Genomic DNA, 26,698 nt, shown 5'->3' with positions numbered 1-26,698 from the left:
TATGGTCTCATGCACCATAAGCCTACGAGGCAGGGACAGAGCGTGATCACTTCCCATGCGCCACTGGCCAAGGAAGCGGCCGGTGAACCCACCGCTGCCACCCGCCACTTATGCGCTGGCGTGTACGTGGACGAACGATTTCGCGACCTCGTGATCGACGAAGTGTGCACCACGCCGTACCGACGGGTGGCCCCGTCCTACGGATTCGACATCGTGCCCGTCATGCACCACGCGTGGCGGGCCGCCGCGCTGAGCGCTCTCCTGCGCGTGACAGTGGTGGGGGCGGTGGTCACCCCGGCCTTTTCGGGCGCCCTGCCCGCCACCGTCCTTGTCACCTGCGGCCTCGCCCTCTTATGGCTGCTCCGTCTCACCATGCTGCTCCGGGGCGTCGAACGGGAGCCGCGGCCCAGACGGAAGTCCAAACGGCGCGGCCTGGGGTCGACACGAGGCCATCGGCACCTCCTCAGGCTGCTCTTCCCCCGGAGGTACTCGGAGAAGGCACGCGCGCTCAGGCGCATCGGTAACGCCGCTCTCTCCTTGACGCTGGCCGGCCTGGCCATCGCGCTTCTCCATCCGGACGACGCCACGACGGCCCTCCGCATAGCCGCGGGGATCACGCTCATGTGCCTCGGTGTCGGAGCCGCACGTCAGCTGATGCTGAATCACATCCTGCATGCGTCAACTCTTCGACCGTCACGCCTATCGGGTCGGCAACGGGCGGCGGACGTACAGCAGCGACATGTCTGTGCCGTATACCGCCGCCCCCGTCACGGCGAGGACGAGGACGAGGACGACCTCACCATGTTCACGCTCTTCGGGGACGAGTCACCGTTCATCGGGGCGGGCGAACTCGTTTACCAGTGGAACCCACCGATGAGCATCCAGTTGCTGCGACCCGGTGACGGACCCGGTGACGACGAAGCGCCGCTCCATGAACGTGAGCACCCCGTACCACCCTTTCAGGCACACGAACTGGTCGAGTACCTCCGCGAGGCGGTCCAGCTGCTGGACACCGATGGTCAGGACGTCCGGCTTCACGCCCAGGTCCGCGACCGCGTCTACGTGGCTGAAACCGATGTGGCGATGGACCGTTCTCTCCTTCCGCAGGAGTTCGACGACGCCAACCTGCGCATCGTCATCAACACACCCGGATCCAAACAGCACCACTTCCTTGAAGTCACCATGCCCGCGGAGGGGTCGGAGTTCGTCGCGACCGTCCTGTTGCATGTCAGCCTTCAGGGCCGCACGTTGAGCATCTCCACGGCAGCGTGCGTCCTCGCCCATACGCCGAGATCCTTCCAGCGCACTGAGGAATTCGGCCACCACGGTGCGGCGGCCGTCATCTGGGCCGCATTTCGCGAACTGGCCACACTGCCTTCGGAGGTCCAGCGCTCATGGCGTATCGTCCGGTACCTCTACGCCTTGGGCAAGGCAGCCATACTCCCCCGTGACCTCACCTCCACACCGATCCGCAACGTCCTGATCGGCAGTCGGGTAAGCATACGGGAAAGGTCAGCCCAGACATGGTCCAAGATCCAGCTGGAGAAGAGCGACATCCTGGGCCGGATGAAGACGATTGAGCAGCGACTACTTCACGCCGCTGGCGACTTTCTGCACGCCAGGGGAGTGGACATATCCGATTTCAACGATCGCGCACTCAAAATCATCAACAGCGGCATCTTCAACTTCGGCGACAACAACAACTTCAGCAACAACGCCGTGGGCAATGCAGCTCAGGTCGGCGCTCCCGCAAACCAGCCAGCAGGCCCCAACAACCCTAGCGGTGGAGGAAGTCAGTGATCACCAATCGAGGCATTGCCAGCCACGGCGACAACAACAACTTCAGCAACAACGCTGTCGGAGAGCACGCCCATGTCTCCGTGACCGCCCCCTCCCACGACACCAGCACCCCCGCCACCGGGGCGGCCGACGAACAGACCGCCGGGTGGGACGTCGGAGTGGTCACGATCCTCAGTGAGGAGCTGCGCTCCGTGGTGGACGAGTTGAAACTGGAGCGCCACAAGGCGCCTGGCGGACTGTACTTCTACCAGGGCAAACACAGCACTCCGGAAGCGACCGTTCGCATCGTGGCCACCCAGAGCCAGAGCCAGGGACAACGGTCAGCGATGGCTGCCCTGGAAAACCTGCGTCGCCATTACGAACCACGGCTGTGGGCCCTGGTCGGCGTGGGCGGCGGCATCCACGACAAGCACGCCCGCATCGGCAACGTCATCGTCTCCACCGACATCGTCTACTACGAGAATCGCAAGATCAATCCACGTGGGGACATCCGCCACCGTGGAGAGCACCGACAGGCGCCGGCACCGGTCGTCCACGCGGTGAACGCCTTTTTCGCCGATCACGGAACCCCAGCATGCCTACACGGTCAGCTCTCTACGCACGCCTCGGAGGAGTTCGAGGTCTACCCGGGAGTGATCGGGTCCGGCGAAGCCGTCATCGCCGACCGGGAGAGCGACATTCGCAGCTATCTCACGAACTATCACGAGAAGGTTCTGGCAGTGGACATGGAGGCCGGAGGGCTGAGCCAGTACTGGCAGGAGAACTCCGTCCACGGCGGAATCAACCCCGGCTGGATCGTCATCCGTGGCGTGTCCGACAACGCCGATGAGGAAAAGGGTTACGGATATCACGAACTCGCGGCCCGGAACGCCGCGCACATCCTACGGCGGCTCCTGCCCTATCTCTGCTGACCGCGAAGCCAGCCAATCGAGATCACCCAGACAAAGGGAGATGGCTCGCATGACTGCTTTTCTGTTCGGAGTGCTCAGCTCTCTGGCAGCCAGTGCGATCGTGCTCGTGCTCAGCCTCCTACGCGGCTCGCGCCCACTGTGGTGGCTGGTCGCCGCCTGTTCCTGGTGCACCGGCACGGGGCTCGGCCGCGTATACCGTCATCAGTCGTCCGCCGAGCAGCACATCGCACGCGACCTCAGCAGAGCTCGCTGGATCAAGGTCCTGGCAGGACGTGGCAATGTGCTCACCCGTGAGGTCTTCTCTCCTCTGTGGTCGGGTGAGCTGTCCCCGGAGTCCGTCCAGGTCCTGCTGCCCGACCCTGGCACCCGAGACGACTCCTGGCTTGACCGGCGCTCGCGCGACGTGTGCCGATTCGATCCCGGCTTCACGCCGGAGCTGCTCAGGAGCCAGGTCAGGACGAACATGAACTACTTGACCCATGTGGCCCGCACACAACCCAACTTCGCGCTTCGCAGCTTCAACCTGCCCAACACCTGCCGCGTGATCGCAACGGACCGGGTTGCCTACCTCACCTTCTACAGCAACTCCGCTCACGGCAGGAACTCCCCGTGCCTGTACGCCCGGGCGCCCGGACTCCTGTACTCCATCGCCTTGCAGCAGTTCGACGCAGCCTGGACGGATAGCTCACCCGCGCTTCCGGCGCCCCAGCTCTGACGTCACCCCAGCAAGTACCCAAACTCCACAAGCCCGGGGCCCGAATCGAGCCCTTCTTCGCCGCGCTCAAGGTCGCACGCATTCCCGGCAGGTCAGGAGTCCTCAACCGTCGACTTGTCCGTCTCTCCGGGCACGTGAACCTCTACGCGGCTGCGGACGTACAGAGTCTGGTGTCCTGCCGGGAGGCCATGCGACGCCTGATCGGGCCCGACGGCGTCTCGCACAGCCGCTGCGGCGTTCGCGGTGCCCAGCCCGGCGGGTACGGGCTACGCATCGCGCGCCGCGAACACCGCCGCACCCAGCAGGGCCTGGTCCTCGCCGTCGTCGCGTACCGACAGGGCGAGTCGTGCGAGCCGCGGGTCGTGGTGGGTCAGGCCGGCGTAAAGGGGCGGGCCTATCAGTGGCCATGCGGCCGTGATGGAGCCGCCGAAGACCACCGTGTCGGCCTCGAAGGCGGTCAGCCACGGGGCGAGGGCGTCGCCGAGGGCGCGCAGGGCCGAGGTGATGACGTCGCGGGCGGTGATGTCGTCGGCGGCGAGGGCCGTCAGCTCCCGCAGCCCGTCGACGGGACGGCCGGTGCGGTCCGTGTAGCGGGCGGTCATCGCCCGGGTGGAGACCGTGTCCTCCAGCGGACGGCCGTCCACGGTGAGCAGGTCGACGCGGCCCTCGGGCGGCACGCGCGGGTCGTCCTCGACGATCGTCCCCCGGTCCAGGAACGCGGAGCCGATCCCCGTGCCGAGCGTGACCGCCACGAGGCGCCCGCTCCCGGTGTGCGCCGTGTGCCGGGCGCCGAGCGCGAAGGCGGAGGCGTCGTTGAGGAACCGCAGCCCGGCCGGGCGCGGGTTCAGCCGGGGTGTCAGGAGCTCGCCGACGGCGAGGCCGTCCAGCGAGGCGAACTTGCCGACGCCGTGGTAGCGGGCGATGCCGCGCGCGTAGTCGAACGGCCCCGGGACCGCGATGCCCCAGGTGTCGCGGACCGCACGCGCGCCGAGGGCGGTCGCCGAGAGCATCCCGCCCGCGGTCTCGGCGAGCGCGGCGAGGAAGTCCTCGGGGCCGATGCCGGGCGCCAGCGGCAGGCGGCGCCTGGTGCCGTCGGCGATCCGGGCCCGGTCGAGGTCGACGGCCGCCGCGGTGACATGGGAACCGCCCACTTCGAGGACGGGCACGAGGGGAGGCGGCACGGCAGGAGGCGGCACGACGCTGGACGGCATATCGCTGGGCGGCACGGGACCTCCGGAAACCGTCATCGGCGCCTACCGCGGCGCCGGATGGTCGACAAGTGTGGTCGCGATCGTCACGCGCCGCGACGGCTGCGGGGCGGTGCTCGCCTGGCGCTCGAAGAGCAGCGTCGCCGCGGCCCGGCCGATTTCGACCGGGTCGTAGGAGACGACGGTGAGCGGCAGGTGCAGCATGTCGGCGAGTTCGATGTCGTCGAAGCCCGCGAGGGCGACCGGCTCCTGGTCCCGCGCGCGGTCCCGCAGGGCGCGCAGCGCGCCGACCGTGTTCCGGTTGTTGGCGGTCAGCAGCGCGGTCGGCGGGTCCGGCAGGGCGAGCATGGCGCGCGCCGCCTTCTCCGCGAGCGCGCTGTCGCTCCGGTGCCGGCTAACGTACCGCTCGTCGAGCGCGATGCCCGCCTCCTCCAGCGCCACCGCATAGCCCCGGAAGCGCTCGGAGCCCGTCCACAGCGACGGCGGCAGACCGAGGAAGCCGATGCGCCGGTGGCCGCGGGCGACGAGTCGGCGGCAGGCGTCCCGGGTGCCGCCGAAGTCGTCGACGAGGACGCAGTCCACGTCGATGCCCATCGGCGGGCTGGCGGCGAGCACCACCGGGAGGTCGCGCAGCCGTGTCCCGTCGAGGTGGCTGTGGTCATGCCCGGCCGGGACGACGACCAGGCCGTCCACGCCGCGGTCCACCAGGTCGGCCACCACCTCGCGTTCGGCGGCCGGGTCCTCCCCGGTGCTGCCGAGCATGACCCGTGCGCCGTAGCCCACACAGATCTGCTCGAGGCCCACGGCGAGTTGGGAGTAGAACGGGTTCGCCAGGTTGGTCACAACCAGGCCGATGAGCTCGTTCGGACCGCCCGAACGCAGTTCCCGGGCACGCTTGTTGGGGCGGTAGCCGAGAGCCTCCACCTCGGCGAGCACCCGCTGGCGGGTGGCCTCGCCGATGCCGCGCTGACCGCGCAGCGCGCGGGAGACGGTCATCGGGCTGACGCCGAGCCGCGCGGCCACGTCCCGCATGGTGAGGGCCGGTTCGGAACCCGAGTGTGCGCTCATACCACCTGTGCCTTCACCAGACGGACCGGGTCCGGCCCCTGATTGTGCACGCGGTAGGAGGTGACGGACGCCGGGACTGCGATGGTCTCGGCATAGTGTACGGAGTGCCGGTGCCCGGCGGCGGTGGTGATGACCGCGCCCTGCCCGTCGGCCACGGTCAGCACGTGGAAGCGGCCGTCGGTCTCCTGCTCGGCGGTGCGGCCCGGCTCGACGGCGATCCGGTGCACCTGGAAGAACATCGCCGGTAGCGCGCCGAGCAATTCCTCCGTCCAGCCGTCGCCGGCGGACAGCGGCCGGGGCGGCTGGACCAGTTCGCGGGCGACCGCTTCGCCCGACCGCGCCGGGTCGAGATTGCGGAAGGCGTGCTCCACGTGGACGGCACGCTGCCGGTCCGCCGCGTCCCGCCGCAGCCAGTCGTAGAACCGCAGGGAGTACAGGTAGGGGGTGGCGCTGACTTCGAGGACGACGTTGCCCTCGCCGCTGCCGTGCGGCGTGCCGGCCGGGACCAGGTAGAGCTGCCCGGCCTCGGCGGGAAACACCTGCACGTACCGCTCGATGTCGAACGGTGTGCCGTGTGCGTCGGCGGCGTGGGCGCTGTGGTGGAACGCCTCGACGTCGGCGCCCTCGCGCAGTCCGAGGAAGACCTTGCTGTGGTCCCCGGCGCGCATCAGGTAGTAGGTCTCGTGCTGGGTGTACGGCCAGCCGAAGACGTCGCGCATGTCGTCGGGCCTGGGATGGCAGTGGACGGAGAGGTTGCCGCCGCCGACGGTGTCGAGGTAGTCGAAGCGCACGGGGAACGACGTGCCGAACATCTCGTGCACGGCGGGGCCGAGCACATCCACCGGGGAGAGCGCGACGACGAGCTGGAACGGCACCTCCACACACCTGGAGGCGTCGTCGCCGAGCAGGACGCCGCTCTCCGGCGCGATCAGCTCGTAGCCGAGGGCGGTGTTCTCCGCGTCCGGGTTGTGACCGAGCGTCTCCTGTCCCCAGTGTCCGCCCCATGGCGTCGAGTTGAAGGTCGGCCGGGTACGGAAGGGGCGGGCGGCGAGCGACCGGCAGGTCTCGCGCAGCGCCTGCCCGCCGATCGACGTCGGGTCGACGGTATCGGTAACGTCGATCCAGCGGTCGATCCGCCCCACCATGTGGTCGCGATGGCGGTCGAGCAGCGGCCAGTCGATGTAGAGCAGCCGCCGCAGGGTCGGCGGCTCGTCCTCGGGCGCCGCGAGGTTGCGGCCCCGGCCGTGCTTGACCGCCGCCTCCGCGTACCGCTTCGGCAGGTCGGCCCACCACAGGACGTCGGCGTCCGCGAGCGCGGCGCCGGGCCCGAGCAGGACGCGCAGCGCGCCGCCCTCGCCCAGGTCGGACTCACCCGCGCCGTCCACTCCCGGGTCGGCGAGCGCCGCCAGGGCCTGCGGGTCCATCAGGTCGGAGAGGTCGCCGCCGGCCAGCCTCGCGAAGTCGGGGTCGCCCCGCAGCTCTTCGGAGTCCGTGAGCCGCCGTACCGTCTCCCAGTCGCGCACCGCCGTGCGGACGTCCGCGAACTCCACCGGGGTGCGCCGATCATCGAACGCCGCGCGCAGCCCGGCGGCGACGGCGGCCCAGTCCAGTACGGCGGGGCCGTCCACGGCGAGGACCCGGGTCCCCTTCGGGAGCGTCCCGGCCGCGTCGGCCCAGCCGACGGCGACCGCGTCGGCGAGGACGGGATAGCACGGTGTCGGATCGTACTGCGGTGCCTTCGTCTTGACCTGCGGACCCTCGCCCATGTCACCAATCCCGTGAGAGATACGTTAACGCGCGTCTTTCCAAACCACCTGCACGCCTGTACGTTACCGATAACTTACCAGGTCGGTGATTCCGTGACGAGGGGGTCAGATGGGGTCGGTCGACATGCCACATGGGATGAGCCGCCGGAGGGTGTTGGCCTCCTCCTTCGCGGGCATCTCCAGTCTCGCGCTCAGCGCGTGCGCACGAGGTTCGATGAGCCGGCCCGCACCGGCCGACGTGGTCTCGGTGTTCAACGACAACCCCACCTGGGCGCCGGGTTTCCGGGCGGCGGGCAGGCAGCTGCGGCCGCTGTCCGGCTTCCGGCTCGCGCCGCGGGCGGTTCCCAACGTCAGCAACTACCAGCAGATCGTGCGGATGTCGGCGCAGACCGACTCCACGGCCGATCTCATCAAGTGGTGGAACGGGTACCGGTTGCGCGATATCGCCCGCGCCGGGATCCTCGCCGATGTCACCGACGCCTGGGACGAGGCGGCCCGGCGCGGCTGGAGCGACGACACCGCGTTGCGCCAGACCTTCAGCCACGAGGGAAGGCAGTACGGCGTCCCGCTCTACAAGTCGTACTTCGTGGTCTTTTACAGCCGGCCCGTCTTCAAGCGACTCGGTGTGGACGTGCCGACGACGTGGCAGCAGTTCCTCGACGTGGTGGACGCCGCGCACGCCAAGGGCATCACGCCGATCTCCTCCGGCGGCGCGACCACCTGGGAGTCCTCGATCTGGTTCCAGCAGCTCGTCAACGGGCTCGACCACCGCTTCTACCTCGACCTCACGGCGGGCCGGGCCTCGTACACGGACGAGGTGTGCCGGCGCGCGATGGCCCTGTGGAGCGATCTGTACCGGCGGGGCGCGTTCTCCTCGCCCGACGCCTCGTCCACGGACGTACCGGGCCAGTTCACGCGGGGCAGCACCGCCATGTGCCTCTACGGCACCTGGAACACCGGGGCGTTCCTCGACACCGGGGTCAAGGAGGCCGACCTCGGCGCGTTCCTGCTGCCTCCGCCGCCCGGCGGCGCCCCCTCGGTCCTCGTGGAGAGCGGTGTGCTGGCGGTGTCGGGACACGCCCACAAGCGCGACGCCGCCCTCGCCGTGGCACGCGCCTGGCTCGACCCGGCGGTCCAGACGGCGTGGACGGGATTCCTGCGGGACACCTCCGCCGACCCGGGCGTCGTGCCGAAGGTGGACACGGTGCGCGAGGTCGCCGCCCAGGTGCGACGGGAACGGCCGGCACAGGCCATCCGCTACTGGGAGGCATCGCCCCCCGTACTGATCGAAGGGAACGTCCAGGACTTGAGCGCCTTCATGATCGACCCCACGTCGGCACAGGCGACGAAGACCCTGACGAGCATGCAGCACCGAGCCGACAAGGAGTGGAAGATGTGGACATCCTGACCACTGCCGACGAGGCGGCCGTACAGACAGGGCCACGCCGCCCCAAGGCCCCCACGCCCGGCCCGCGCTCCGATCGCCACCGCGCCGCCGTCTGGGTGGGCGCGTTCCTCACCCCCGCCGTGGCGCTGGTCCTGCTGCTCCTGGTCGTGCCCTTCCTGGTCACCGCATGGCGCAGCCTCTTCGACGACAACGGCATCACCGCACGCTTCGTCGGCCTGTCCAACTACACCGCGCTCTTCTCCGACCCCGACTTCGGCCGGTCGCTGCTGAACACCGTGCTCTGGGTGGTGGGCACGCTGGTCCTTCCCGTACTGCTGGGCCTGCTCCTCGCGGTGCTGACCCATTCGGTGCGCTGGGGCGCGGTGGCCCGCACCGCCGTGGTCATCCCGTACGCGCTCTCCGGCTCGGCGACGGCGCTGCTGTGGACGTTCCTGCTGAAGAGCGACGGGGCGGTCAACCAGACGCTGGGCGCGGTGGGGCTCGGCGGCTGGCAGCAGGAGTGGCTGCTGCACTGGCCGATGAACACCCTCGTCATGATCGTGGCGACGACGTGGCAGGCGACCGGGGCCTCGCTGATCCTGTTCCTGATCGGGCTCCAGACCATTCCCTCGGACACCATCGAGGCCGCCCGGCTCGATGGCGCGCAGGGCCTCCAGCTCTTCCTGCGCGTGATCGTGCCGCAGCTACGGCCGATGACCGTCGTGGTGGTGGGCATGTCCATCGTCAACAGCCTCAAGACCTTCGACATCGTGTGGCTGCTCACCCAGGGCGGCCCCGGAACGGCCTCCGAGACACTCGCGCTGACGATGTACCGGCAGACCTTCACCCTCAACCGGTACGGCTACGGCGCGGCCGTCTCCGTCGTGCTGACGGTCGTCGTCATCGCCGCCTCCTGGCTCTACCTGCGGCGACAGGTGGGGCAGCGGCCTGGGGAGGGCGTATGACGGGCAGGACGGTACGCGGTGCCCTGGTCATCCTGGTCTCCGTGCTGTGGCTGGTGCCGACCTGGCTGGTCGTCGTCAACGCCTTCACCCCGGCCAAGCAGTACACCGGATCGCCACGTTGGTGGTTCGCGTCCCCTGGGCTGTTCGCGAACATCCGCGCCGCGTTCGACAGCGCCGACGTCGGGCAGGGACTGCTCAACACCCTGATGTACGCGGTGATCGGCGCGGCGGTGGCGGTGGTGGTCGCGGCACTCGCCTCGTTCGCCGTCACCGTGATGCCGGTACGGCGGCCCGCATTCTGGTTCTGGTTCATCTTCACCGGCACCGTGCTGCCCCTCCAGACGTTCCTGTCCCCCCTGTTCACCGGGTACGCCGCCACCGACCTCTACGACACCCAGTACGGCATGCTGCTGATCTACGTGGCGCTGACCATCCCCTTCGCGTTCTTCGTCAACCGCAACTTCATGCTCACCGTGCCGAGGGAGATCTCCGAGGCGGCCCAGCTCGACGGCGTGAACTGGCTGTCGATGTTCCTGCGGATCCATCTGCCGCTGGCCAGGAACGCGCTGCTGGCCGCGTTCATCTTCCAGTTCACCTGGATCTGGAACGACCTGCTGTTCGGCATCACCCTGTCGCTCAGCCCGAACGTGCGGCCGGTGACGGCCACACTGGCCGACCTCGGCGGCAACTACTCCACGGTGGGGCCGCCGGTCGTGCTCGCCGGCGCGCTCGTGGCGTCGCTGCCGACCGTGGTCCTCTTCTTCGTGTTCCAGCGCTTCTTCGTCAACAGCCTGCGGCTCACGGCCTGACCCGAACCACCCTGGGAGAGAAAGACATATGACGACGCGCGCCCTCGTACGCGACCGCCGCTGGTCCACCGACAAGGCCCGGACGAGCATGATCGGCCTCGCCGTCGCCGCCACCGCGCGGGCCGGCGGCACGGAACTGCGGGCCCTGCCGGAACACCTCGTACGCCGCGACGACGCGGGCGCCCGGCGCGGTGTGCGCATCCTCGTCTCCGGTGACGCGCCGGACCACGACGAGTGGACCTTCGAGGTGGAGGTCGCCGGCCGTGGCCGGGTGCCCGTCGAGGTGCTGCCCGCGCCCGGCGGCCCACGCCTGATGCTCCCCCTGGAGAACGACCGCCGCGACGTGCGGATCCAGGCCCGCAACGGCGACGTGTCGGCGGTGCTCGCCTTCGCGCTGGAACCACCGCGGGACTGGACGATCCACCTGGTCCACCACTCGCACCTGGACATCGGCTACACCGATCCCCAGGGCACCGTCCTCGGCGAGCACGTCGCCTTCCTCGACTCCTGCCTCGACCTGACCCGTACCACCGACGGCTGGCCCGACGACGCCAAGTTCCGGTGGGCCGTGGAGTCGCTGTGGTCGTTCGAGCAGTGGGCCGCCGTCCGGCCGCCGGAGCGGGTCGCGGAGTTCGTCGAGCGGGTCCGCGCCGGCCAGATCGAGCTGACGGCCATGCCGTACAACCTCCACAGCGACACCTGCTCCACCGACGAACTGCACGAACTGCTGCGGCTGGCCCGCCGGGTGCGGGACACCTACGGCATCGAGTTCCGCTCGGCCATGCAGACCGATGTGCCCGGCTCCGTCGCCGGGCTGCCGGACGCCCTGTCCCCGCTGGGCGTGCGCTACCTGTCGGTGGCGCACAACTGGGCCGGGCGCTCGGTGCCCACCACCAACGGCGGGGCGCGGTTGCCGCGCCTGTTCCGGTGGCGCGCCCCGTCGGGCAAGGAGGTGCTGGTGTGGATGACCGACAGCCCCCACGGCCTGGCCTACATGGAAGGGCCCGTGCTGGGCTTCGACACCTCCTACGCCATGGTGGACGACCTGCTGCCCGCCTACCTGACGTCGCTCGCGACCAACCCCTACCCGATCCCGCCCGAGCTCCTCGGCTCACCGTCCCCCGCGCCCGGGGAGCGCGAGCCGTACCCGTGGGACGTGCTGCACCTGAGGGTGCAGGGCCACTTCGGGGACAACGCGCCGCCGCGGCTGATTCTCGCCGAGACCGTACGCCGCTGGAACGAGACGTGGGACAGCCCCAGGCTGCGGCTGTCCACCAATACCGACTTCTTCACCGACGCCGAGGCCCGCCTCGGCGACGCCATCCCCGCCTTCGAGGGCGACTGGGGCGACTGGTGGGTCGAGGGCGTCGGCTCGGGCGCCCGGCCCCAGGCCATGGTGCGCCGCGCCCAGTCCACCGTCACCGACGCCACCACCCTGTACGGCATGGCCGCCCTGGCCTCCCCCGCGGGGCCCACCACCGACCTGGCCGCTGCCGCCCGCGGCGGCGCCGACCAGGTGTACCGGTCGGTGTCCCTGTTCAACGAGCACACCTGGGGCGCCGCCGACCCGTGGACCCATGGTGACGCGGGCGGCGAGTCGGGCGAGCAGCAGTGGCACTGGAAGTACGGGTACGCGCTGCACGGCGACAACGATGCAGACACCTTCCTCGACCACGCCTCGGCCGCACTCGGCGCCCTGCTGCCCACCGCGGCCGGCGCCGACGTGACGTACTGGGCCGTCAACACCACGGCGGCGGCCCGTACCTCGGTCGTGACGGTGTTCCTGCGCGAGAGCCGTGTCCCGCTCACGAGCACGGTGTCGGTGGCCGACGGCCGCACCGGCGCGGAACTGCCGCTGGTCCAGGAGGCGCAGACCAACCCGGTCCACCGGGACGCCGGGCGGTGGCTGCACATCCATGTACCCGACGTGCCGCCGTTCGGCCTCGTACGGCTGGACGTGACGGTGACCGGCGAGGACGACGGCAAGGTGGTGGCCTCCCCCGCCCCGCTCCGCCTCGACGGGGACGAGGCGGGCGAGAAGCGCAAGGACCGCGCCGTCCCCCTGCCCACCGCCCACGACCTGATCCTGGAGAACGACCATCTGCGCGTCCGCGTCGACCTGACCACGGCCTGTGTGGCGAGCCTCGTCGAGAAGGCCACCGGTCGCGAACTCGTCGACCAGGACGCCGTCGTCGGCTTCAACGGCTACGTCTACGACACCTACACCACCGCGGGCGGCTACAACCACCAGGCCAACAAGACCACCGTGAGCGAGGATCTGGAACTCCTCGGCTCCCGGACCCTGGCCCGCCCCGCCGTGCTCCTCGAACGCGTCGACGACGCCCTCGGCCAGCGCCTCACCTACGAGTACGCGGCAGACGGCGTCCGCCGGGCCCGCACCACGCTCAGCCTCGGCCGTGACGATGCGCACGTGGTGATCGACAACCGCTTCGACAAGCCCGGCACCATGACGAAGGAGAGCGCCTACCTCGCGTTCCCCTTCGCGCTGACGCGGCCCACGGTGCACTACGAGATCACCGGGGCCCTGACCGGCACCGGCCTGGCCCATGTGCCCGGCGCACCCCAGCACATGCGTGCCGTCAGGTCGTTCGTCTCCCTGGCGGACGATGGCGGCCCCGTCGCCTGGATCACCCGGGACGCGCCGCTGGTCGAGCCGGAGACCATCGCCCTGCCCTACGCACCCTTCCCCGACTCGACCTCACCGCGACAGCCCGGCACGGTCTACTCCTGGGTCCACAACAACCTCTGGGACACCAACTTCCCGTCCCAGCAGGCGTTCCACACCACCTTCCGCTACGCGGTGGGCGTGCGCCGCGGCGGCGAGAGCATCGACGCCGACGCCCTGGCACTGCGCACCGCCTACGAGGTCGACCACCCGCTGATCGGCGTCCCGGCGCACGGCGCCCCCGACGCGGACCGGCCGGCCGAACACGCGCTGCTCTCCGTGGACGACGCGCGCATCGCGGTCCGCGACGTCGCCCCGGTGCCGGGTGACGACGGCGTCGACCTGCTGGTGAGGCTCCAGTCCTTCGCCACGGAGCCGCGCACGGTCCGCCTCAGGTGCGGCTTCCCCGTCGCGAGCGCGGACCGCGCCACCTATCTCGGCGACCCCGACGGCCCCGCCACCCTCGATGGCGACGACATCCTCGTGGACATCCCCCGCCTGGGCACCACCGCGGTCCGGGTGCGCCTCGGCGCCGCGGGGGCAGCGGGGTAGCTGGGCAGCGTCGTAGGAGCCGCCCGCCACCGTCTCCGGGTCGGTGGCGGGCGGCTCCCACAACGCGCTCCATCACGGTCATGTGGGGGAACGTCAGCGCTCGATGCGCCGCCTCACCTCCTCGTTTTCGTCATGGCCGACTGCCGGGGGCAGGCTGTCGAGCTTGGCCAGTTGCTCAGCGGTCAGCTCGACCGTGTCGGCGGCGGTGTTCTCCTCCACGCGGGCGGCCCGCTTGGTGCCGGGTATCGGGACGATGTGCTCGCCCTTGGCCAGCAGCCAGGCCAGGGCGACCTGGACCGGTGTGGCACCGGCCCCGTCGGCGATGGCCCGCACTTCGTCGGCGAGGGCCAGGTTGCGCTGGAAGTTCTCGCCCTGGAAGCGCGGGCTGGTCCGGCGCCAGTCGCCCGTCGAACTGCTCGGGAGAGCGGAGTGTGCCGGTGAGGAAGCCGTGGCCGCCTACGGCGGCCACCGGCGGGTCAAGGGGCTGCGCCGCGAGGAGGTCGCGATGCTGGCCGGTGTCTCGGTCGACTGCTACGTGCGACTGGAACGGGGAAACCTCTCGGGCGCCTCCGACAGCGTCCTGGACGGCGTGGCCCACGCCCTGCACCTCGACGCCTCCGACCCCGCCCTCACGCTCGTGATCTACACCGCCGTCCCCCACACCCCCAGCGCCGACGCCCTCCGCCTCCTGTCCACCTGGGCCGCCACCCAGGACCAGCCGACACCCGACCTCCACGAGCGCCTCACCTGACCAGCGGGAACAGCGCGGCGCTCGTGGAGGCGCGCGACTGGTATCCCAGCCCTCATGCGGTCCTCTTGGCAGCGATCCTGGCCCGCAACGTGTCACGAACGGTGGGCCACTCATCCGCGAGCAGGCTGTAGTACATGGAGTCGCGGCGGGTGCCGTCCTGGCGCCGCATATGGCTGCGCAGGGTCCCTTCATGGACCAGGCCAAGACGGGCCAGAGCCTGTTGAGAACGCACATTGAGATGGTCGGTGCGCAGAGCCAGCCTGACGAGGCACAGGTCATCGAAGGCATGGCTGAACAGCAACAGCTTGGACTCGGCGTTGTACGGACCTCCCCAGCAAGTTCGGTCGAACCAGGTCGCGCCGACTTCAGCGCGGCTCTCGTCCAGATCGAGGTCGTACAAGCTGGTCGAACCGATCACAGCGCCGTCGTCACGACGTTGCACCGCGAAGCACCGCCGGGCAGGATCCGCGATCATCTGGCTCAGCATCGTGCGCATCTGCGTCACGGTCTCAGGACGTGGCCGCGGCATCCATCGCCATACCTCAGGGTCGGACGCAGAGGGGAAGAGCGCGTCAGCATGCTCGGTGGATAACAGGACGAGACGGACCTCACTGCCGAGGAGAATGTTGTTCTTCACCTCGACACATTAGAACGAGCCATGACACCGGCAGGAGAACCGAACTGAGGAGAGGAGCGCCTCCGGGCACGGCTGTATGACCGGTGACCCCAACGCCGGACTGTGTTACGACATGAGGGGCGCTTGTTCGCTGCGCGTACGTCGCTCGTCATAGTCGGATCGCGTTGCAACCCGGTGTCGCTCGCGCCGCGGTCGAAGCGGTCGACGCCGCGTCGGACTCGATCGCTCACGGCCTGGAAAGGGGGAATGAGCTTCTCGGCCAGCTCCTCGGCGGGCCCGCCGCGGCCCGTCTCACCAAGGCCGCACTGGCCGCAGGTGCACAAACCCGTGACGGGGAGCGGCACTTGGAGGCCATTTTCGACAAGGTCCAGTAGGTCCGTCTTCAAACGGATCCCGTTCGGAGCGGGAATGGCGCGAGTGTGACCGCCGCTTCGTGGCAAGTGGCGGTCTTCTCGCGCAGCCGAGCCCCGCCACCACCCCTCGGGGGGTGGCGGGGCTCAGTGCGGTGCTGCCCGGTCAGGTGATGACCTGGGTGTAGGTGGGGCTGGTGGAGCCGTTGAAGTTGGCGTCACCCGAGTAAGTCGCGGTGACGTTGTAGGTGCCCGCGCTCAGGCCGATGTGGGCGATGAAGAACCCGGAGGAGTCCACCGGCCCGGTGATGGTGATCAGGTTCAGCGCGTTGGTGATGGTGATGGCGACCGTTCCCGTGCGGGTCCCCGCACCCGGGGCGACGGGGCCCACGAAGGCGGCGTAGGTGATGAGCTGCAGCGCCGGGGCGGGGTTGGTGTCGGAGCTGACCGCGGTGGTCGTATCCGCCTTGTTCACCGTCTGGGTCAGCGACGCGGACGACGGGGCGAAGTTGGTGTCACCGCTGTAGGCGGCCGTCACGGTGTGGGTGCCGACACCGAGGGTGCTGAGGCTGAGCGTGGCCGTGCCGCCCGTCAGCGGCTGGGTGAACGTGCCCCCGCCGGTGCCGGTGATCACGAAGGTGACCGAACCGGTCGGGGTGCCGGTCGCAGGCGGGTTCGGCGTGACCGTGGCGGTGTACGTGACCGGCTGCCCGAAGACGGACGGGTTGGCCGAGGACGTCAGCGTGGTGGTCGTCGCCGCGGGGCCGGGATTCACGGTGTGGGTGTCGGTGCCGGTGGACGGCAGGAAGTCCGTACTGCCGCTGTAGGCGGCCACCACGACGTGGGTGCCGACGCCGAGGGTGCTGAGGGTGAGCGTCGCCGTGCCGCCGGACAGCGGCTGGGTGAACGTACCGCCTCCACTGCCGCCGATGATGAAGGTGACCGTGCCGGCCGGAACGCCCGCACCGGGCGCGACCGGGGCGACCGTGGCAGTGAACGTCACCGACTGCCCCAGCGTCGAGGGATCCGGCGCCGAGGTCACCGTGGTCGTCGTCGACGCCGGGATCACCAGGACGGCCGTGGTGCCGGTGGACGAGGTGAAGTTGGCATCGCCGTTGTAGGTGGCGGTGACGATATGCGTGCCACCGCTCAGACCGCTCGCGGTGACCGAAGCCGTCCCGCCCGACAGCGTCCCGTTCAGGGTCGGGCCACCACTGACCACGAAGGTGACGGTGCCCGTGGGGGTTCCGGCGCCGAGCGGTATGACGGTGGCGGTGAGCGTGACCGACTGCCCGGACACCGCGGGATTCGGTGACGCCGTGACCAGAGTGACAGTGGGTGAAGCCATGACGGGCCCTCCAAACGGTTTGGAATGGTGGGCCGTTACTCGCCACACGCGACTGCAAGCGCGCAGGGCGGCGCATCGGAGACCAGGGGGTGCGCACATACGGCGATCCACGCGGGAACATCCCCGTGTCGCCGTCCCCCGGCAGATGGGGAACCCACCGGTCTGTAGCACCAGTAGGCGCGCCAAACACCCCCAACGCCAGGGATGGCAGAGCGAATTGCCCTGAATGGCGCAGCGCCCGGCGGCTCGCGCCGTGCGCGCCGCGCGTACCGGCCGAGCGCCGGTGCGACGGCGAGCCCACGTCGCGTCGCCGACGCCCACGGCGGCGCGGCCCACCGCACAGAAACTGCGCGGCGAGCGGCCGACGGACGAGCACGAAGCCGCTCCGAGCTTCGACGCCCCGGGCGCCATGGATGATGTCGTGGTCGGCGATGCCGCCCATGCGCCGTCCCACCTGACGGGGCAGGGCACCAGCCTGGCTCTGACCGGCGCCTGCATGCCGGCCGTCGAGAAGGCTTACCCGTGCTGCGCCGCTCGCGCGGACCGGATCGGCCGCACGGGCATACGGCGTGGCAGCGGCTGGAGACCGTACCGGACGGTCATGGCAGTACGACCAGCTCACGGCTGGTGCGGTTGAGCCGTTCACCGCCGTCGTCGGTGCAGATGACGATGTCCTCGATGCGGGCTCCGAACCGGTCGGGAAGATAGATGCCCGGCTCGACGGAGAAGGCCATACCAGGCTCCAGCGGCAGGGCGGAGCCCGCCACGATGTAGGGCTCCTCGTGGGTTTCCAGCCCGATGCCGTGGCCGGTGCGGTGGATGAAGTGCGGCCCGAAGCCCGCGTCCGTGATGACGTCCCGGCCGATCGCGTCCAGTTGCTCGGCGGTGATACCGGGCCGCACCGCATCGGTCTGGGCGCGCTGGGCGGTCAACAGCACCTCGTACAGCCGTCGGTACTCCGCCGACGGCTCGCCGACGACGTAGTCGCGGGTGGAGTCGGAGCAGTAGCCGTCTTCGGTGGTCCCCCCGATGTCGACCACCACGGGGTCACCGGGCAGGATCACCCGGTCCGACAGCTCATGGTGGGGACTGGCGCTGTGGGGTCCGGAGCCGACGATGACGAAGTCGGTCCGCACATGTCCTTCGGTCGTGATGGCATCCGCGATGTCCCGGCCGACCTCGCGTTCGGTGCGCCCGGCGCGCAGCCACTCGCCCATGCGGGCGTGCACCCGGTCGATGGCCGCCCCCGCCCGGCGCAGCGCCTCGGCCTCGGCCTGGGTCTTGCGGATCCGCAGCCGGCCGAGCACCTCTCCGGCGAGTGCCTGGTCGGTGTCGGGCAGCACGGCGCGGAAGGCGATCGTCTTCTCGGCCCACATGTGGTTGTCGACGCCGACCCGGGCCGTACCGGCGGGCAGCCTGGCCGCGATGAGGGCATACGGGTCCTCGGTCTCGGCCCATCCGGTGATCTCGATGCCGAGGTTCCCGGCCGGGGACGCGAGCGCGGCGGGCCGCTCCAACTCCGGTACCATGAGGAAGGGTTCATCGGCCACGGGGAGCACGAGGCAGGTGAGCCGCTCCAGGGGCAGGGCGTGGTAACCCGTCAGATAGCGCAGGTCGGCGCCAGGACTGATCAGCAGCGCGTCCAGCCCCGCGCCGGCAGCGGCCTCCCGGGCGCGCTCCAGACGGTCGGCGGGGTAGAGATCGGTGAGGATCACAGGGAGTACTCCATCCTGGTGTCGGGCCGGGCCGAGGCAGCGGGCCAGACCGTCCTCGACCGGCTGAGGCCCCTTCTCGGCCTCAGCCTCCACAGCATGCAGCACCGCGGCAACCCCAAGGGCACGGGACGCACTGCCTGTGCCAGATCCGAGCCGACCGCCTGACCGACCCGCTCCTAGCCCAGATCCTCGAAGATCTCGCCCCAGAACGCGGATTCGTCCACATCCGGGTCCAGGTCGATCAGGCGCTCACGCAGATCGGTGACGGCGGCCGCCCGTACGGCGTCGTCGGCCGATTCCAGGGCGTTGCTCGATTCGGCGATCAGCCCGAGGAGCACGGCCAGCCGGGGCAGCGAATCGGCGGCCGGTCCCTGCCACCCGTCTCCGTGGTCCCACCCGTTGGGGTCGTAGTGGGTGATGCCACCGTCCGCCGCTTCGAGCATCAGGTGCTGGTCGTACCGCGTGGCCACGGTGAAGCAGAAGTTCTTGGGCGGGGAGTCGTCGTCGGGGTAGCGGTTCCCGTAGATCTCGTCGGCATCGAACGGTTCCAGCCCGCCCTCGTCCCGCACGTGCCGAGTGTCGATCCGTACGACGTCGAGACGGACGGCCGGAAAACCGACCGTGAGCAGGAACTCCCTCGACTCGGCATCGGTCAGCTCGACCGGCAGACCGGCCTCGTCCGGTCGCCAGAGCGAGCCCTCACCCAGCCGCTGCTCCAGCCACACCGCGTCCGGTATGAGCGGAGTGTCGTTGCTTCTCACCGCGTGGCCCCCATGAAGTCCGCTTCGTTCGGTCGTTGCCGACCCCAGTCAATCGCATCGCGGGGGGTAGCTTTTCAGCGGCCGCGGCAGGGCCGACTCGTCGTCATCGAGGGGTCTCAGGCATCGTAGGTGTAGAAGCCACGACCGCTCTTACGGCCGAGGTGACCTGCCGCGACCATGCGGCGCAGCAGGGCGGGCGGTGCGTACAGGGGCTCCTTGAACTCCTCGTACATCGACTCGGCCACCGCCTGGATGGTCTCGAGGCCGATGAGGTCGAGCAGGCGGAGCGGTCCCATGGGGTGGGCGCAGCCGAGTTCCATGCCCTGGTCGATGTCGTCCGGGCGTGCGGAGCCCGATTCCACCATGCGCACCGCGCTGAGCAGGTAGGGCACAAGGAGGGCGTTGACGACGAAGCCGGAGCGGTCGGGCGCCTGGATGGCCTGCTTGCCGAGCTGCTGGGCGATGTCATGGGTGCGCCGCACGGTCTCCTGGCTGGTGGTGAGAGCGGGGATGACCTCGACCAGTTGTTGCACGGGCACCGGGTTGAAGAAGTGCATGCCGATGAGCTGGGCGGGGCGTTCCGTGGCTACGGCGAGGTCGACGATGGGAATCGAGGAGGTGTTGGTGGCCAGGATCGCCGCCGGGTCTTCCACGACCTTGTCCAGGGCGCGCAGAACGTCGGTCTTGATGTCGCGGTTCTCGGCGACGGCCTCGATGACGAACTGGCGGTCGGACAGGTCACCGAGGTCGTGGGTGAAGGAAAGCCGGGCGAGGGCCTGGTCTCGCTGCTCCTCGCCGAGCTTGCCACGCCGTACGCCCCTGTCGAGGGAGGCGGTCAGACGACGGCGGCCCGCCTCGGCGGCGTCCGGGGTGGCTTCGGCGACACGGACATCGATGCCGTGGCGGGCGGCGACTTCGGCGACGCCGGAGCCCATGAGGCCGCAGCCGACGACGCCGAGACGGGTAACGGGATCCATCTGAGGTTCTCTCCGGTGAGTTGGGGGGTGTGCCGGGGGTGTCAGACATTACGGCGGTACTGGCCGCCGACCTCGAAGAACGCGTCGGTGATCTGCTGCAGCGAGCAGACCCGGGCGGCGTCCATGAGGACGGCGAAGACGTTGCGGTCGGTCACCGCCGCGTCCTTGAGGGCATCCAGTGCGGCGTGGGCCGTCTCGTGGTGGCCGGCCTGGAATTCCCGCACCCGCACCAGCTGGGACTGCTTCTCCTCCTCGGTGGCGCGGGCCAGTTCGATGGCGTCGGGCTCGGCGGTGTCCGCGTGCGGGTTGCGGAAGGTGTTGACGCCGATGATCGGCAGGGTGCCGTCGTGCTTGCGCTGCTCGTACAGCATCGACTCGTCCTGGATACGGCCGCGCTGGTAGCCGGTCTCCATCGCCCCGAGCACGCCGCCACGCTCGCTGATCCGCTCGAACTCCTCGAGGACGGCCTCCTCCACCAGGTCGGTGAGCTCGTCGATGATGAAGGACCCCTGCAGGGGGTTCTCGTTCATCGCCAGACCCCACTCCCGGTTGATGATCAGCTGGATGGCGAGGGCCCGGCGGACCGAGTCCTCGGTGGGGGTGGTGACCGCCTCGTCGTAGGCGTTGGTGTGCAGGCTGTTGCAGTTGTCGTAGATCGCGATAAGTGCCTGCAGGGTGGTGCGGATGTCGTTGAAGTCCATCTCCTGGGCGTGCAGCGAGCGGCCGGAGGTCTGGACGTGGTACTTCAGCTTCTGGCTGCGCTCGTTGGCGCCGTACTTCTCCTTCATCGCCACGGCCCAGATGCGGCGGGCGACCCGGCCGAGGACGGTGTACTCGGGGTCCATACCGTTGGAGAAGAAGAACGACAGGTTCGGGGAGAAGTCGTCGATGTGCATACCCCGGGCGAGGTAGGACTCGACGTAGGTGAAGCCGTTGGCCAGGGTGAAGGCAAGCTGGCTGATGGGATTCGCGCCGGCTTCGGCGATGTGATAGCCGGAGATGGACACCGAGTAGAAGTTACGGACCTTATTGGCGATGAACCACTCCTGGATGTCGGCCATCATCCGCAGCGAGAACTCGGTGGAGAACAGGCAGGTGTTCTGGCCCTGGTCCTCCTTGAGGATGTCGGCCTGCACCGTGCCGCGCACGCTTCCCAGCGCGTGCGCACGCAGTTCGGCCGTCTCCTCGGGCGACGGGTCGCGGCCCTCGGCGGTCCGGAACCTCTCGATCTGCTGGTCGATCGTGGTGTTGAGGAAGAACGCCAGGATGGCCGGCGCCGGTCCGTTGATCGTCATGGAGACCGAGGTCGTCTGCGCCACCAGGTCGAAGCCGTCGAAGAGCGCCTTCATGTCCTCCAGGGTCGCCACCGACACTCCGGAGGTGCCGACCTTGCCGTAGTTGTCGGGGCGTTCGTCCGGGTCACGGCCGTAGAGGGTGACGGAGTCGAAGGCGGTGGACAGCCGGGTGGCCGGCTGGCCCTCGGACAGCAGCTTGAAGCGCCGGTTGGTGCGGAACGGGTCGCCCTCGCCCGCGAACATCCGCGCCGGGTCCTCGCCGTCGCGCTTGAAGGGGAACACCCCGGCGGTGAACGGGAAGTGGCCGGGCAGGTTCTCCCGGCGCCAGAACCGCACCAGTTCCCCGTGGTCGGTGAAGCGGGGCAGGGCGACCCGGGGGATCTTGTTGCCGGACAGGGACTCGCGGGTGAGCGTGGTGCGGATCTCCCGGTCCCGTATCTTCACGATCTGCTCGTCGCCGGAGTAGGAGGCCACGACGGCGGGCCAGTTCCCGATGTGTTCCGTGATGTCGTGCGGGAGTTTCCGGCGGGCGTCCTCGAGCAGCGAGCGCACATTCCCGGCGTCGGAACCGACCTGGACGAGTTCGCCCTCGACCGCCTCCAGGCGCTGCACCCGCCGGGCCGACTCGGCCAGCCGGTCGGTCTCGGCGTGGTACCCGCGGACCAGCTCGCTGATCTCGGCGAGGTAGCGCACCCTCTCGGCGGGAATCACCTGCCGGATGCCGGAGGAGTGGCGCACGTCGACGGGCGCCAGCCTGCCCTCGGACAGCGGCAGCCCCTTCTCGGCCAGGGTGCCCTTCAGGTGCTGGTACAGCGCGGTGACGCCGTCGTCGTTGAACGTGGCCGCCGAGGAGCCGTACACCGGCATGTCCTCGGGCCGCATGCCGAACGCCTCGCGGTTGCGGACCAGTTGACGGCCCACGTCGCGCAACGCGTCCTTGGCGCCGCGCCGCTCGAACTTGTTGATCGCCACCACGTCGGCGAAGTCGAGCATGTCGATCTTCTCGAGCTGCGAGGCGGCGCCGAACTCGGGCGTCATCACGTACATCGAGGTGTCGACGAACGGCACGATCGCCGCGTCGCCCTGCCCGATGCCCGGAGTCTCCACGATCACCAGGTCGAACCCGGCGGCCTTCACCACGTCGATCACGTCCGCCAGGTGCTCCGGCAGCTCACGGCTGTTGCGCGTGGCCAGACTCCGGAAGAACACCCGGTTCCCGTCCAGGGAGTTCATCCGGATCCGGTCACCGAGCAGCGCACCGCCACCACGACGGCGGGTCGGGTCGACCGCGATCACCGCGACCCGCAGCTTGTCCTGCTGGTCGACGCGGAAGCGGCGCACCAACTCGTCGGTGAGCGAGGATTTACCCGAGCCGCCGGTTCCGGTGATGCCGAGCACCGGCGTGACCCGTGCCGCCGCGGCGGCACGGAGCTGTTCCAGGAAGTCCGGGGGCAGCTTGCCGAGTTCGGCTCCGGTGATGGCGCGGGCGATCGCGAACCGGTCCCCGGCGAGTACGGCGGCGGTGTCGGCCGGCCTGCCGTCCCAGAGGTCGAAGTCGCAGTCCTTTATCACCGAGTTGACCATCCCGGCGAGGCCCATCCGCTGCCCGTCCTCCGGGGAGAAGATGGTCACTCCGCTACCGCGCAGCCGGTCGATCTCCTCGGGCACGATGACGCCGCCACCCCCGCCCACCACACGGACGTGCTCCGCTCCCTGCGCGCGCAGCGACTCCACCAGGTACTCGAAGTACTCCACGTGACCACCCTGGTAGGACGAGACCGCGACACCGTGTGCGTCCTCCTCCAGCGCAGCGTCCACGACCTCCCGCACCGACCGGTTGTGACCGAGGTGGATCACCTCCGCGCCCTGGGACTGGAAGATCCGTCGCATGATGTTGATCGACGCGTCGTGCCCGTCGAACAGCGCCGAAGCGGTGACCAGGCGGACGGGGTGCGCAGGACGGTGCAGATCGCTCATGAGGGCCTTCCCAGACAGGTCAGGGCGCTGACTGAAGAGATAGTAGGACGTCCTAGTAAATCACTGGAGGCGGGGAGGGTGTGAAGAGGACCACAGAAGCAGTGCGAGTGATCCCGCACCGCCAGGGCAGCGCGAGGGCGAGCCGGTCCGGTCGCATCAGGCAGAGAGTGAATCGACTTCAGTTTGAACGTTAGGTGCGGTGCGTCGTATCGTCAATCAGTCCGTGATCTCGGGACTTGTGATTGACGGCCCTCCGGGGTCACATTTAACTTTGAACCCGCTTAGGTTCAACCATGCGCCCTTCACGGAGCGTGCTCGCATGGCCCTTCCTCAGAAGTGAGGCGCCGTGATCGCATCACACCTTCCGGCAGCCGCCGCACCGCTGACCGTCGGTTCGCTGACCCTGCGGAACCGGCTGGTCGCCACCGCCCACGCCAGCGGTTTCGTACGGGACGGGCTACCGCTCGGCGGCGACGCCGAGTACTGGGGCCGTCTGGCGGCCGGTGGCGCCGCGCTGCTGATCTGCGGCGGTACGACGGTGGCGCCGGAGTCCGCGCCCCGGCAGGGAAACATCCTTCAGCTCCATCGTCCGGAGGCGGTCGAGCCACTGCGAGCGCGGGTCGACGCCATGCACGCCGAAGGCGCGGTCGCCGTCTGCCAGCTTGTCCATCTCGGCCGGGAGACGCTCGGCGCGCAGTCGTACTACGCACCGGCCGCGCCCTCGGCCGTACGGTCTCCCCGTGAGCCGACAGCGCCGCGCGCTCTGCTCGGCAGCGAGATCGACGAGGTGGTGGAGGCGTTCCGCGTATCGTCCGCCCACGCTCTGGAGGCCGGGTTCGACGGGATCGAACTCCACGCCGCCCACGGCTACCTGCTGGAGCAATTCCTCTCGCCGCGCACGAACCCGCGCCGTGACGGGTTCGAGGTGCTGGAACGGGTGATCGCCGCGATTCGCGGGCTGTCGACCGCCGCACTGCTGGGCGTCCGTTTCAGCGTCGACGCGTCGGAGGACGTGGCGCTGAGACCGGACGAACTGGCCGAACTGCTGCCCGCCGTCGATCCGTTGGTCGACTACGTCAACGTCACCGTCGGCGTGCGCACCACGTACGTCCGTGACATGGCCACCGAGCGCCCGCCGGTGCTGGACGACCTGGCGCGGCTGCGGTCGCTCATCACCCGGCCGCTTGTGGCGTCCCACGCCTTCCGTACCGCGGCCGCGATCGGTGACGCCCTGGCGGCCGGAGCCGACCTGGTGGGGATGGCGCGCGCCCTCATCGCCGACCCGGACCTGCCGCGCAAGGTGCTCACGGGACGTGCGACGGAGGTCCGGCCCTGCGTGGCCTGCAACGAGGACTGCCGGACGTTCGACCCGGTACTGCTGTGCGCGGTCAACCCGGACCTCGCACCGCCCGGCGAACCGCGTCGGCCCGCCGCACCGCTGGTGCGCGCCTGGGACCCGCCGCGCGTCACCGGACGGCGCGTGGCCGTCGTGGGGGCGGGACCCGCGGGCCTGGAGTGCGCGCTGAGTCTCGCCCGCGCCGGGGTGGCGGATGTCGTCCTCTTCGAGGCCGCCGACCGGCTGGGCGGACAGCTGTCCACGGCGGCTCTGGCGCCCCACCGCGCCGGTTGGGCCGCGCTGCTCGGCTTCTACGAACGGATGCTGTCCGCCGAGGGTGTCGATGTACGTCTGCGGCGGACCGCGGAGCCGGGCGGTGAACTCGACGCATTCGACGCCGTGGTGCTGGCCACGGGCGCGGTGGAGACGTCACCGCTGATCGAGGCCGGGGCCATGGCGTCGTCGGCCGCACTGACGCGGGGAGTTCCGTCCATGGCCGGTGCCGCCCATGTGCTGGTGGCCGACGATGGCTTCGGCTGGTGGCCGGGATGCGATGTCGTAGAACTGGCCGTGGCCGCGGGAGTTCCCCGCATCACCTTCGTCACCCCGGGAACGGCCTTCGCCGGAGCCATCCCGCCCGAGAGCCGCGTCCAACTGCTGCAACGGTTGTCGGGCACCTGCGAACTGGACATCATGCCGCTGTGCACGGCAACCGGCATCGGCCCCGAGGGCGTCGCCGTCGCTCACCACACCTCCGGAGGGATGACCACCGTGCCCGCGGACCAGGTCGTCGTCGTGGGGGAACGCCGCCCACGCGCCGCCCCGGACCGCACCAACCCCCTGGTACTGACCGTCGGCGACGCCGTGGTTCCGCGACGTGTCGCGCACGCGATCGCCGAGGGACGGGAAGCCGCCGTGCGAATCGCCTCTGCGCTACGACACGGTATGACGCCCACGCCCTAGGAAGGCCGAGCGTGTGGGGCTCGGAAAATCGTCGCCGCACGGGCCGTGGGCGTTGCTATGTCGTTTCGCCGGCGTCCGCGACCATGCGGACGAGGGTGTCGACGAGTTCGTCGGCGGTGGTGCGCAACTTGCCTGTGTCCAAGTGCCCGCTGAGCTCCATGTCCGCGATGCCGTGGGCGCCGGCGAGCAGCAGGGCACCGTAGTGCCGTGCGTTCCGCTCCCCCACGAGGTCGGCGACGATGGCCAGGAACTCGTCCTGAAAGCGTCCGGCCGCGCGGACGCGGTCTGCGACCGCGTCGCCCGCCGGTCCGCATAGCTGACGCCGGACGCGATCGAGTCCTTCACCAAGTTCTTCAGGGCGGTGTCCGCGGCGCCTGAACAACATCTGGTACAGGTGCGGCTGGTCCCGGCCGACGCCGACGAGGGTGTGGAGAGCGCCGCGCAGCTTCTCGGAGGCCGACAGGGCCGGGTCGGTCCGCAGGGCGTGCACCTGGTCGCCGATCCGTTCCCAGCTCTCGGTCACGACGGCGGTCAGCAGGCTGTCCTTGCCCGCGAAGTGCCGGTACGGCGCTCCCCGGCTCACGCCTGCCCGCGCGCCCACCTCGCGCAAGGTGACCGCTTCGGGACCGCCGAGGTCGAGGAGCTCGGCGGCCGCGTCGAGCAGAGCGCGGCGGGTGACGGCGGCGGACTCCGCACGGGTGACCATGACACCCATCATACA

19 protein-coding genes and 1 pseudogene are annotated in these 26,698 nt (G+C 69.8%); 9 read left to right on the top strand and 11 right to left on the bottom strand.

The window, feature by feature from the left end; genetic code table 11:
• Positions 1 to 42: 42 nt before the first annotated feature.
• Genes J5X86_RS13740 through J5X86_RS13730 form a run of 3 tightly spaced genes read left to right on the top strand, consistent with a single transcriptional unit; the run spans position 43 to position 3,426 of the window.
• Positions 43 to 1,800: a hypothetical protein gene (locus J5X86_RS13740; RefSeq protein ID WP_308124547.1), complete on the top strand. Its 1,758-nt coding sequence runs from the start codon at positions 43 to 45 to the stop codon at positions 1,798 to 1,800.
• Entirely contained in the window at positions 1,797 to 2,711 is a 915-nt protein-coding gene (locus J5X86_RS13735) for a hypothetical protein (RefSeq protein WP_208517055.1), read from the top strand. Before J5X86_RS13740 ends, J5X86_RS13735 begins: the two co-directional genes overlap by 4 nt.
• Positions 2,712 to 2,760: 49 nt before the next feature.
• Complete coding sequence (locus J5X86_RS13730; RefSeq protein ID WP_208517054.1) at positions 2,761 to 3,426, top strand: hypothetical protein; 666 nt, start codon at positions 2,761 to 2,763, stop codon at positions 3,424 to 3,426.
• Positions 3,427 to 3,692: 266 nt separating this feature from the next.
• Here J5X86_RS13730 and J5X86_RS51960 read toward each other — a convergent pair whose 3' ends face one another.
• From J5X86_RS51960 to J5X86_RS13715, 3 genes are all read right to left on the bottom strand, one after another.
• Positions 3,693 to 4,592, bottom strand: a complete 900-nt coding sequence (locus J5X86_RS51960) for an ROK family protein (protein WP_208517053.1) — start codon at positions 4,590 to 4,592, stop codon at positions 3,693 to 3,695.
• 87 nt (positions 4,593 to 4,679) lie between these two features.
• Complete coding sequence (locus J5X86_RS13720; RefSeq protein ID WP_208517052.1) at positions 4,680 to 5,702, bottom strand: LacI family DNA-binding transcriptional regulator; 1,023 nt, start codon at positions 5,700 to 5,702, stop codon at positions 4,680 to 4,682.
• A complete protein-coding gene (locus J5X86_RS13715) occupies positions 5,699 to 7,468 on the bottom strand; it encodes a class I mannose-6-phosphate isomerase (protein ID WP_208517051.1) in 1,770 nt (589 codons plus the stop codon). The genes J5X86_RS13720 and J5X86_RS13715 overlap by 4 nt, the downstream gene beginning before the upstream one ends.
• A 136-nt stretch (positions 7,469 to 7,604) precedes the next feature.
• Here J5X86_RS13715 and J5X86_RS13710 point away from each other — a divergent pair, with 136 nt between their 5' ends.
• Genes J5X86_RS13710 through J5X86_RS13695 form a run of 4 tightly spaced genes read left to right on the top strand, consistent with a single transcriptional unit; the run spans position 7,605 to position 13,867 of the window.
• On the top strand, positions 7,605 to 8,876 hold the full coding sequence (locus tag J5X86_RS13710; protein ID WP_208517050.1) for an ABC transporter substrate-binding protein: 1,272 nt from the start codon (positions 7,605 to 7,607) through the stop codon (positions 8,874 to 8,876).
• A complete protein-coding gene (locus J5X86_RS13705) occupies positions 8,864 to 9,820 on the top strand; it encodes a carbohydrate ABC transporter permease (protein ID WP_208517049.1) in 957 nt (318 codons plus the stop codon). The genes J5X86_RS13710 and J5X86_RS13705 overlap by 13 nt, the downstream gene beginning before the upstream one ends.
• On the top strand, positions 9,817 to 10,629 hold the full coding sequence (locus J5X86_RS13700; protein ID WP_208517048.1) for a carbohydrate ABC transporter permease: 813 nt from the start codon (positions 9,817 to 9,819) through the stop codon (positions 10,627 to 10,629). The genes J5X86_RS13705 and J5X86_RS13700 overlap by 4 nt, the downstream gene beginning before the upstream one ends.
• A gap of 28 nt (positions 10,630 to 10,657) precedes the next feature.
• A complete protein-coding gene (locus J5X86_RS13695) occupies positions 10,658 to 13,867 on the top strand; it encodes a glycoside hydrolase family 38 C-terminal domain-containing protein (RefSeq protein WP_208517047.1) in 3,210 nt (1,069 codons plus the stop codon).
• A 93-nt stretch (positions 13,868 to 13,960) separates the two neighbouring features.
• Here J5X86_RS13695 and J5X86_RS50655 read toward each other — a convergent pair whose 3' ends face one another.
• Positions 13,961 to 14,218, bottom strand: a complete 258-nt coding sequence (locus J5X86_RS50655) for an aldo/keto reductase (RefSeq protein WP_374229254.1) — start codon at positions 14,216 to 14,218, stop codon at positions 13,961 to 13,963.
• 61 nt (positions 14,219 to 14,279) lie between these two features.
• On the opposite strand from J5X86_RS50655, the pseudogene J5X86_RS50650 reads away from it, so the two are divergent.
• Positions 14,280 to 14,548 (top strand): annotated as a pseudogene (locus J5X86_RS50650) (helix-turn-helix domain-containing protein); the annotation flags it as partial.
• Positions 14,549 to 14,670: 122 nt separating this feature from the next.
• Here J5X86_RS50650 and J5X86_RS50645 read toward each other — a convergent pair.
• From J5X86_RS50645 to icmF, 6 genes are all read right to left on the bottom strand, one after another.
• Positions 14,671 to 15,255, bottom strand: a complete 585-nt coding sequence (locus J5X86_RS50645; RefSeq protein WP_308124546.1) for a GNAT family protein — start codon at positions 15,253 to 15,255, stop codon at positions 14,671 to 14,673.
• A 516-nt stretch (positions 15,256 to 15,771) separates the two neighbouring features.
• Positions 15,772 to 16,953, bottom strand: coding sequence for an Ig-like domain-containing protein (locus J5X86_RS13685; protein WP_208517046.1), 1,182 nt, complete (start codon positions 16,951 to 16,953; stop codon positions 15,772 to 15,774).
• Positions 16,954 to 17,552: 599 nt separating this feature from the next.
• Complete coding sequence (locus tag J5X86_RS13680; protein ID WP_208517045.1) at positions 17,553 to 18,668, bottom strand: aminopeptidase P family protein; 1,116 nt, start codon at positions 18,666 to 18,668, stop codon at positions 17,553 to 17,555.
• 176 nt (positions 18,669 to 18,844) lie between these two features.
• Positions 18,845 to 19,429 (bottom strand): SUKH-4 family immunity protein, encoded by a 585-nt coding sequence (locus J5X86_RS13675; RefSeq protein ID WP_208517044.1) that lies wholly within the window; start codon positions 19,427 to 19,429, stop codon positions 18,845 to 18,847.
• 116 nt (positions 19,430 to 19,545) lie between these two features.
• A complete protein-coding gene (locus tag J5X86_RS13670) occupies positions 19,546 to 20,406 on the bottom strand; it encodes a 3-hydroxybutyryl-CoA dehydrogenase (RefSeq protein WP_208517043.1) in 861 nt (286 codons plus the stop codon).
• 41 nt (positions 20,407 to 20,447) lie between these two features.
• Complete coding sequence (gene icmF / locus J5X86_RS13665) at positions 20,448 to 23,678, bottom strand: fused isobutyryl-CoA mutase/GTPase IcmF (RefSeq protein WP_208517042.1); 3,231 nt, start codon at positions 23,676 to 23,678, stop codon at positions 20,448 to 20,450.
• Between the two features lie 346 nt (positions 23,679 to 24,024).
• On the opposite strand from icmF, the gene J5X86_RS50640 reads away from it, so the two are divergent.
• Positions 24,025 to 25,977, top strand: a complete 1,953-nt coding sequence (locus J5X86_RS50640; RefSeq protein ID WP_308124545.1) for an NAD(P)-binding protein — start codon at positions 24,025 to 24,027, stop codon at positions 25,975 to 25,977.
• Positions 25,978 to 26,032: 55 nt separating this feature from the next.
• On the opposite strand, the gene J5X86_RS13655 is transcribed toward J5X86_RS50640, so the two are convergent.
• Entirely contained in the window at positions 26,033 to 26,683 is a 651-nt protein-coding gene (locus J5X86_RS13655) for a TetR/AcrR family transcriptional regulator (RefSeq protein ID WP_208517041.1), read from the bottom strand.
• Positions 26,684 to 26,698 lie beyond the last annotated feature (15 nt).

The organism is Streptomyces sp. NEAU-YJ-81, assembly GCF_017592595.1.
Taxonomy (GTDB): domain Bacteria; phylum Actinomycetota; class Actinomycetes; order Streptomycetales; family Streptomycetaceae; genus Streptomyces; species Streptomyces hygroscopicus_B.
This window is presented reverse-complemented; position numbering and strand designations above follow the sequence as displayed.

Coding starts and splice junctions, on each gene's coding strand:
- J5X86_RS13730 (WP_208517054.1), top strand. CDS start 2,761: ATGACTGCTTTTCTGTTCGGAGTGCTCAGCTCTCTGGCAGCCAGTGCG.
- J5X86_RS13720 (WP_208517052.1), bottom strand. CDS start 5,702: ATGAGCGCACACTCGGGTTCCGAACCGGCCCTCACCATGCGGGACGTG.
- J5X86_RS13715 (WP_208517051.1), bottom strand. CDS start 7,468: ATGGGCGAGGGTCCGCAGGTCAAGACGAAGGCACCGCAGTACGATCCG.
- J5X86_RS13710 (WP_208517050.1), top strand. CDS start 7,605: ATGAGCCGCCGGAGGGTGTTGGCCTCCTCCTTCGCGGGCATCTCCAGT.
- J5X86_RS13700 (WP_208517048.1), top strand. CDS start 9,817: ATGACGGGCAGGACGGTACGCGGTGCCCTGGTCATCCTGGTCTCCGTG.
- J5X86_RS13695 (WP_208517047.1), top strand. CDS start 10,658: ATGACGACGCGCGCCCTCGTACGCGACCGCCGCTGGTCCACCGACAAG.
- J5X86_RS13685 (WP_208517046.1), bottom strand. CDS start 16,953: ATGGCTTCACCCACTGTCACTCTGGTCACGGCGTCACCGAATCCCGCG.
- J5X86_RS13670 (WP_208517043.1), bottom strand. CDS start 20,406: ATGGATCCCGTTACCCGTCTCGGCGTCGTCGGCTGCGGCCTCATGGGC.
- icmF (WP_208517042.1), bottom strand. CDS start 23,678: ATGAGCGATCTGCACCGTCCTGCGCACCCCGTCCGCCTGGTCACCGCT.
- J5X86_RS13655 (WP_208517041.1), bottom strand. CDS start 26,683: ATGGTCACCCGTGCGGAGTCCGCCGCCGTCACCCGCCGCGCTCTGCTC.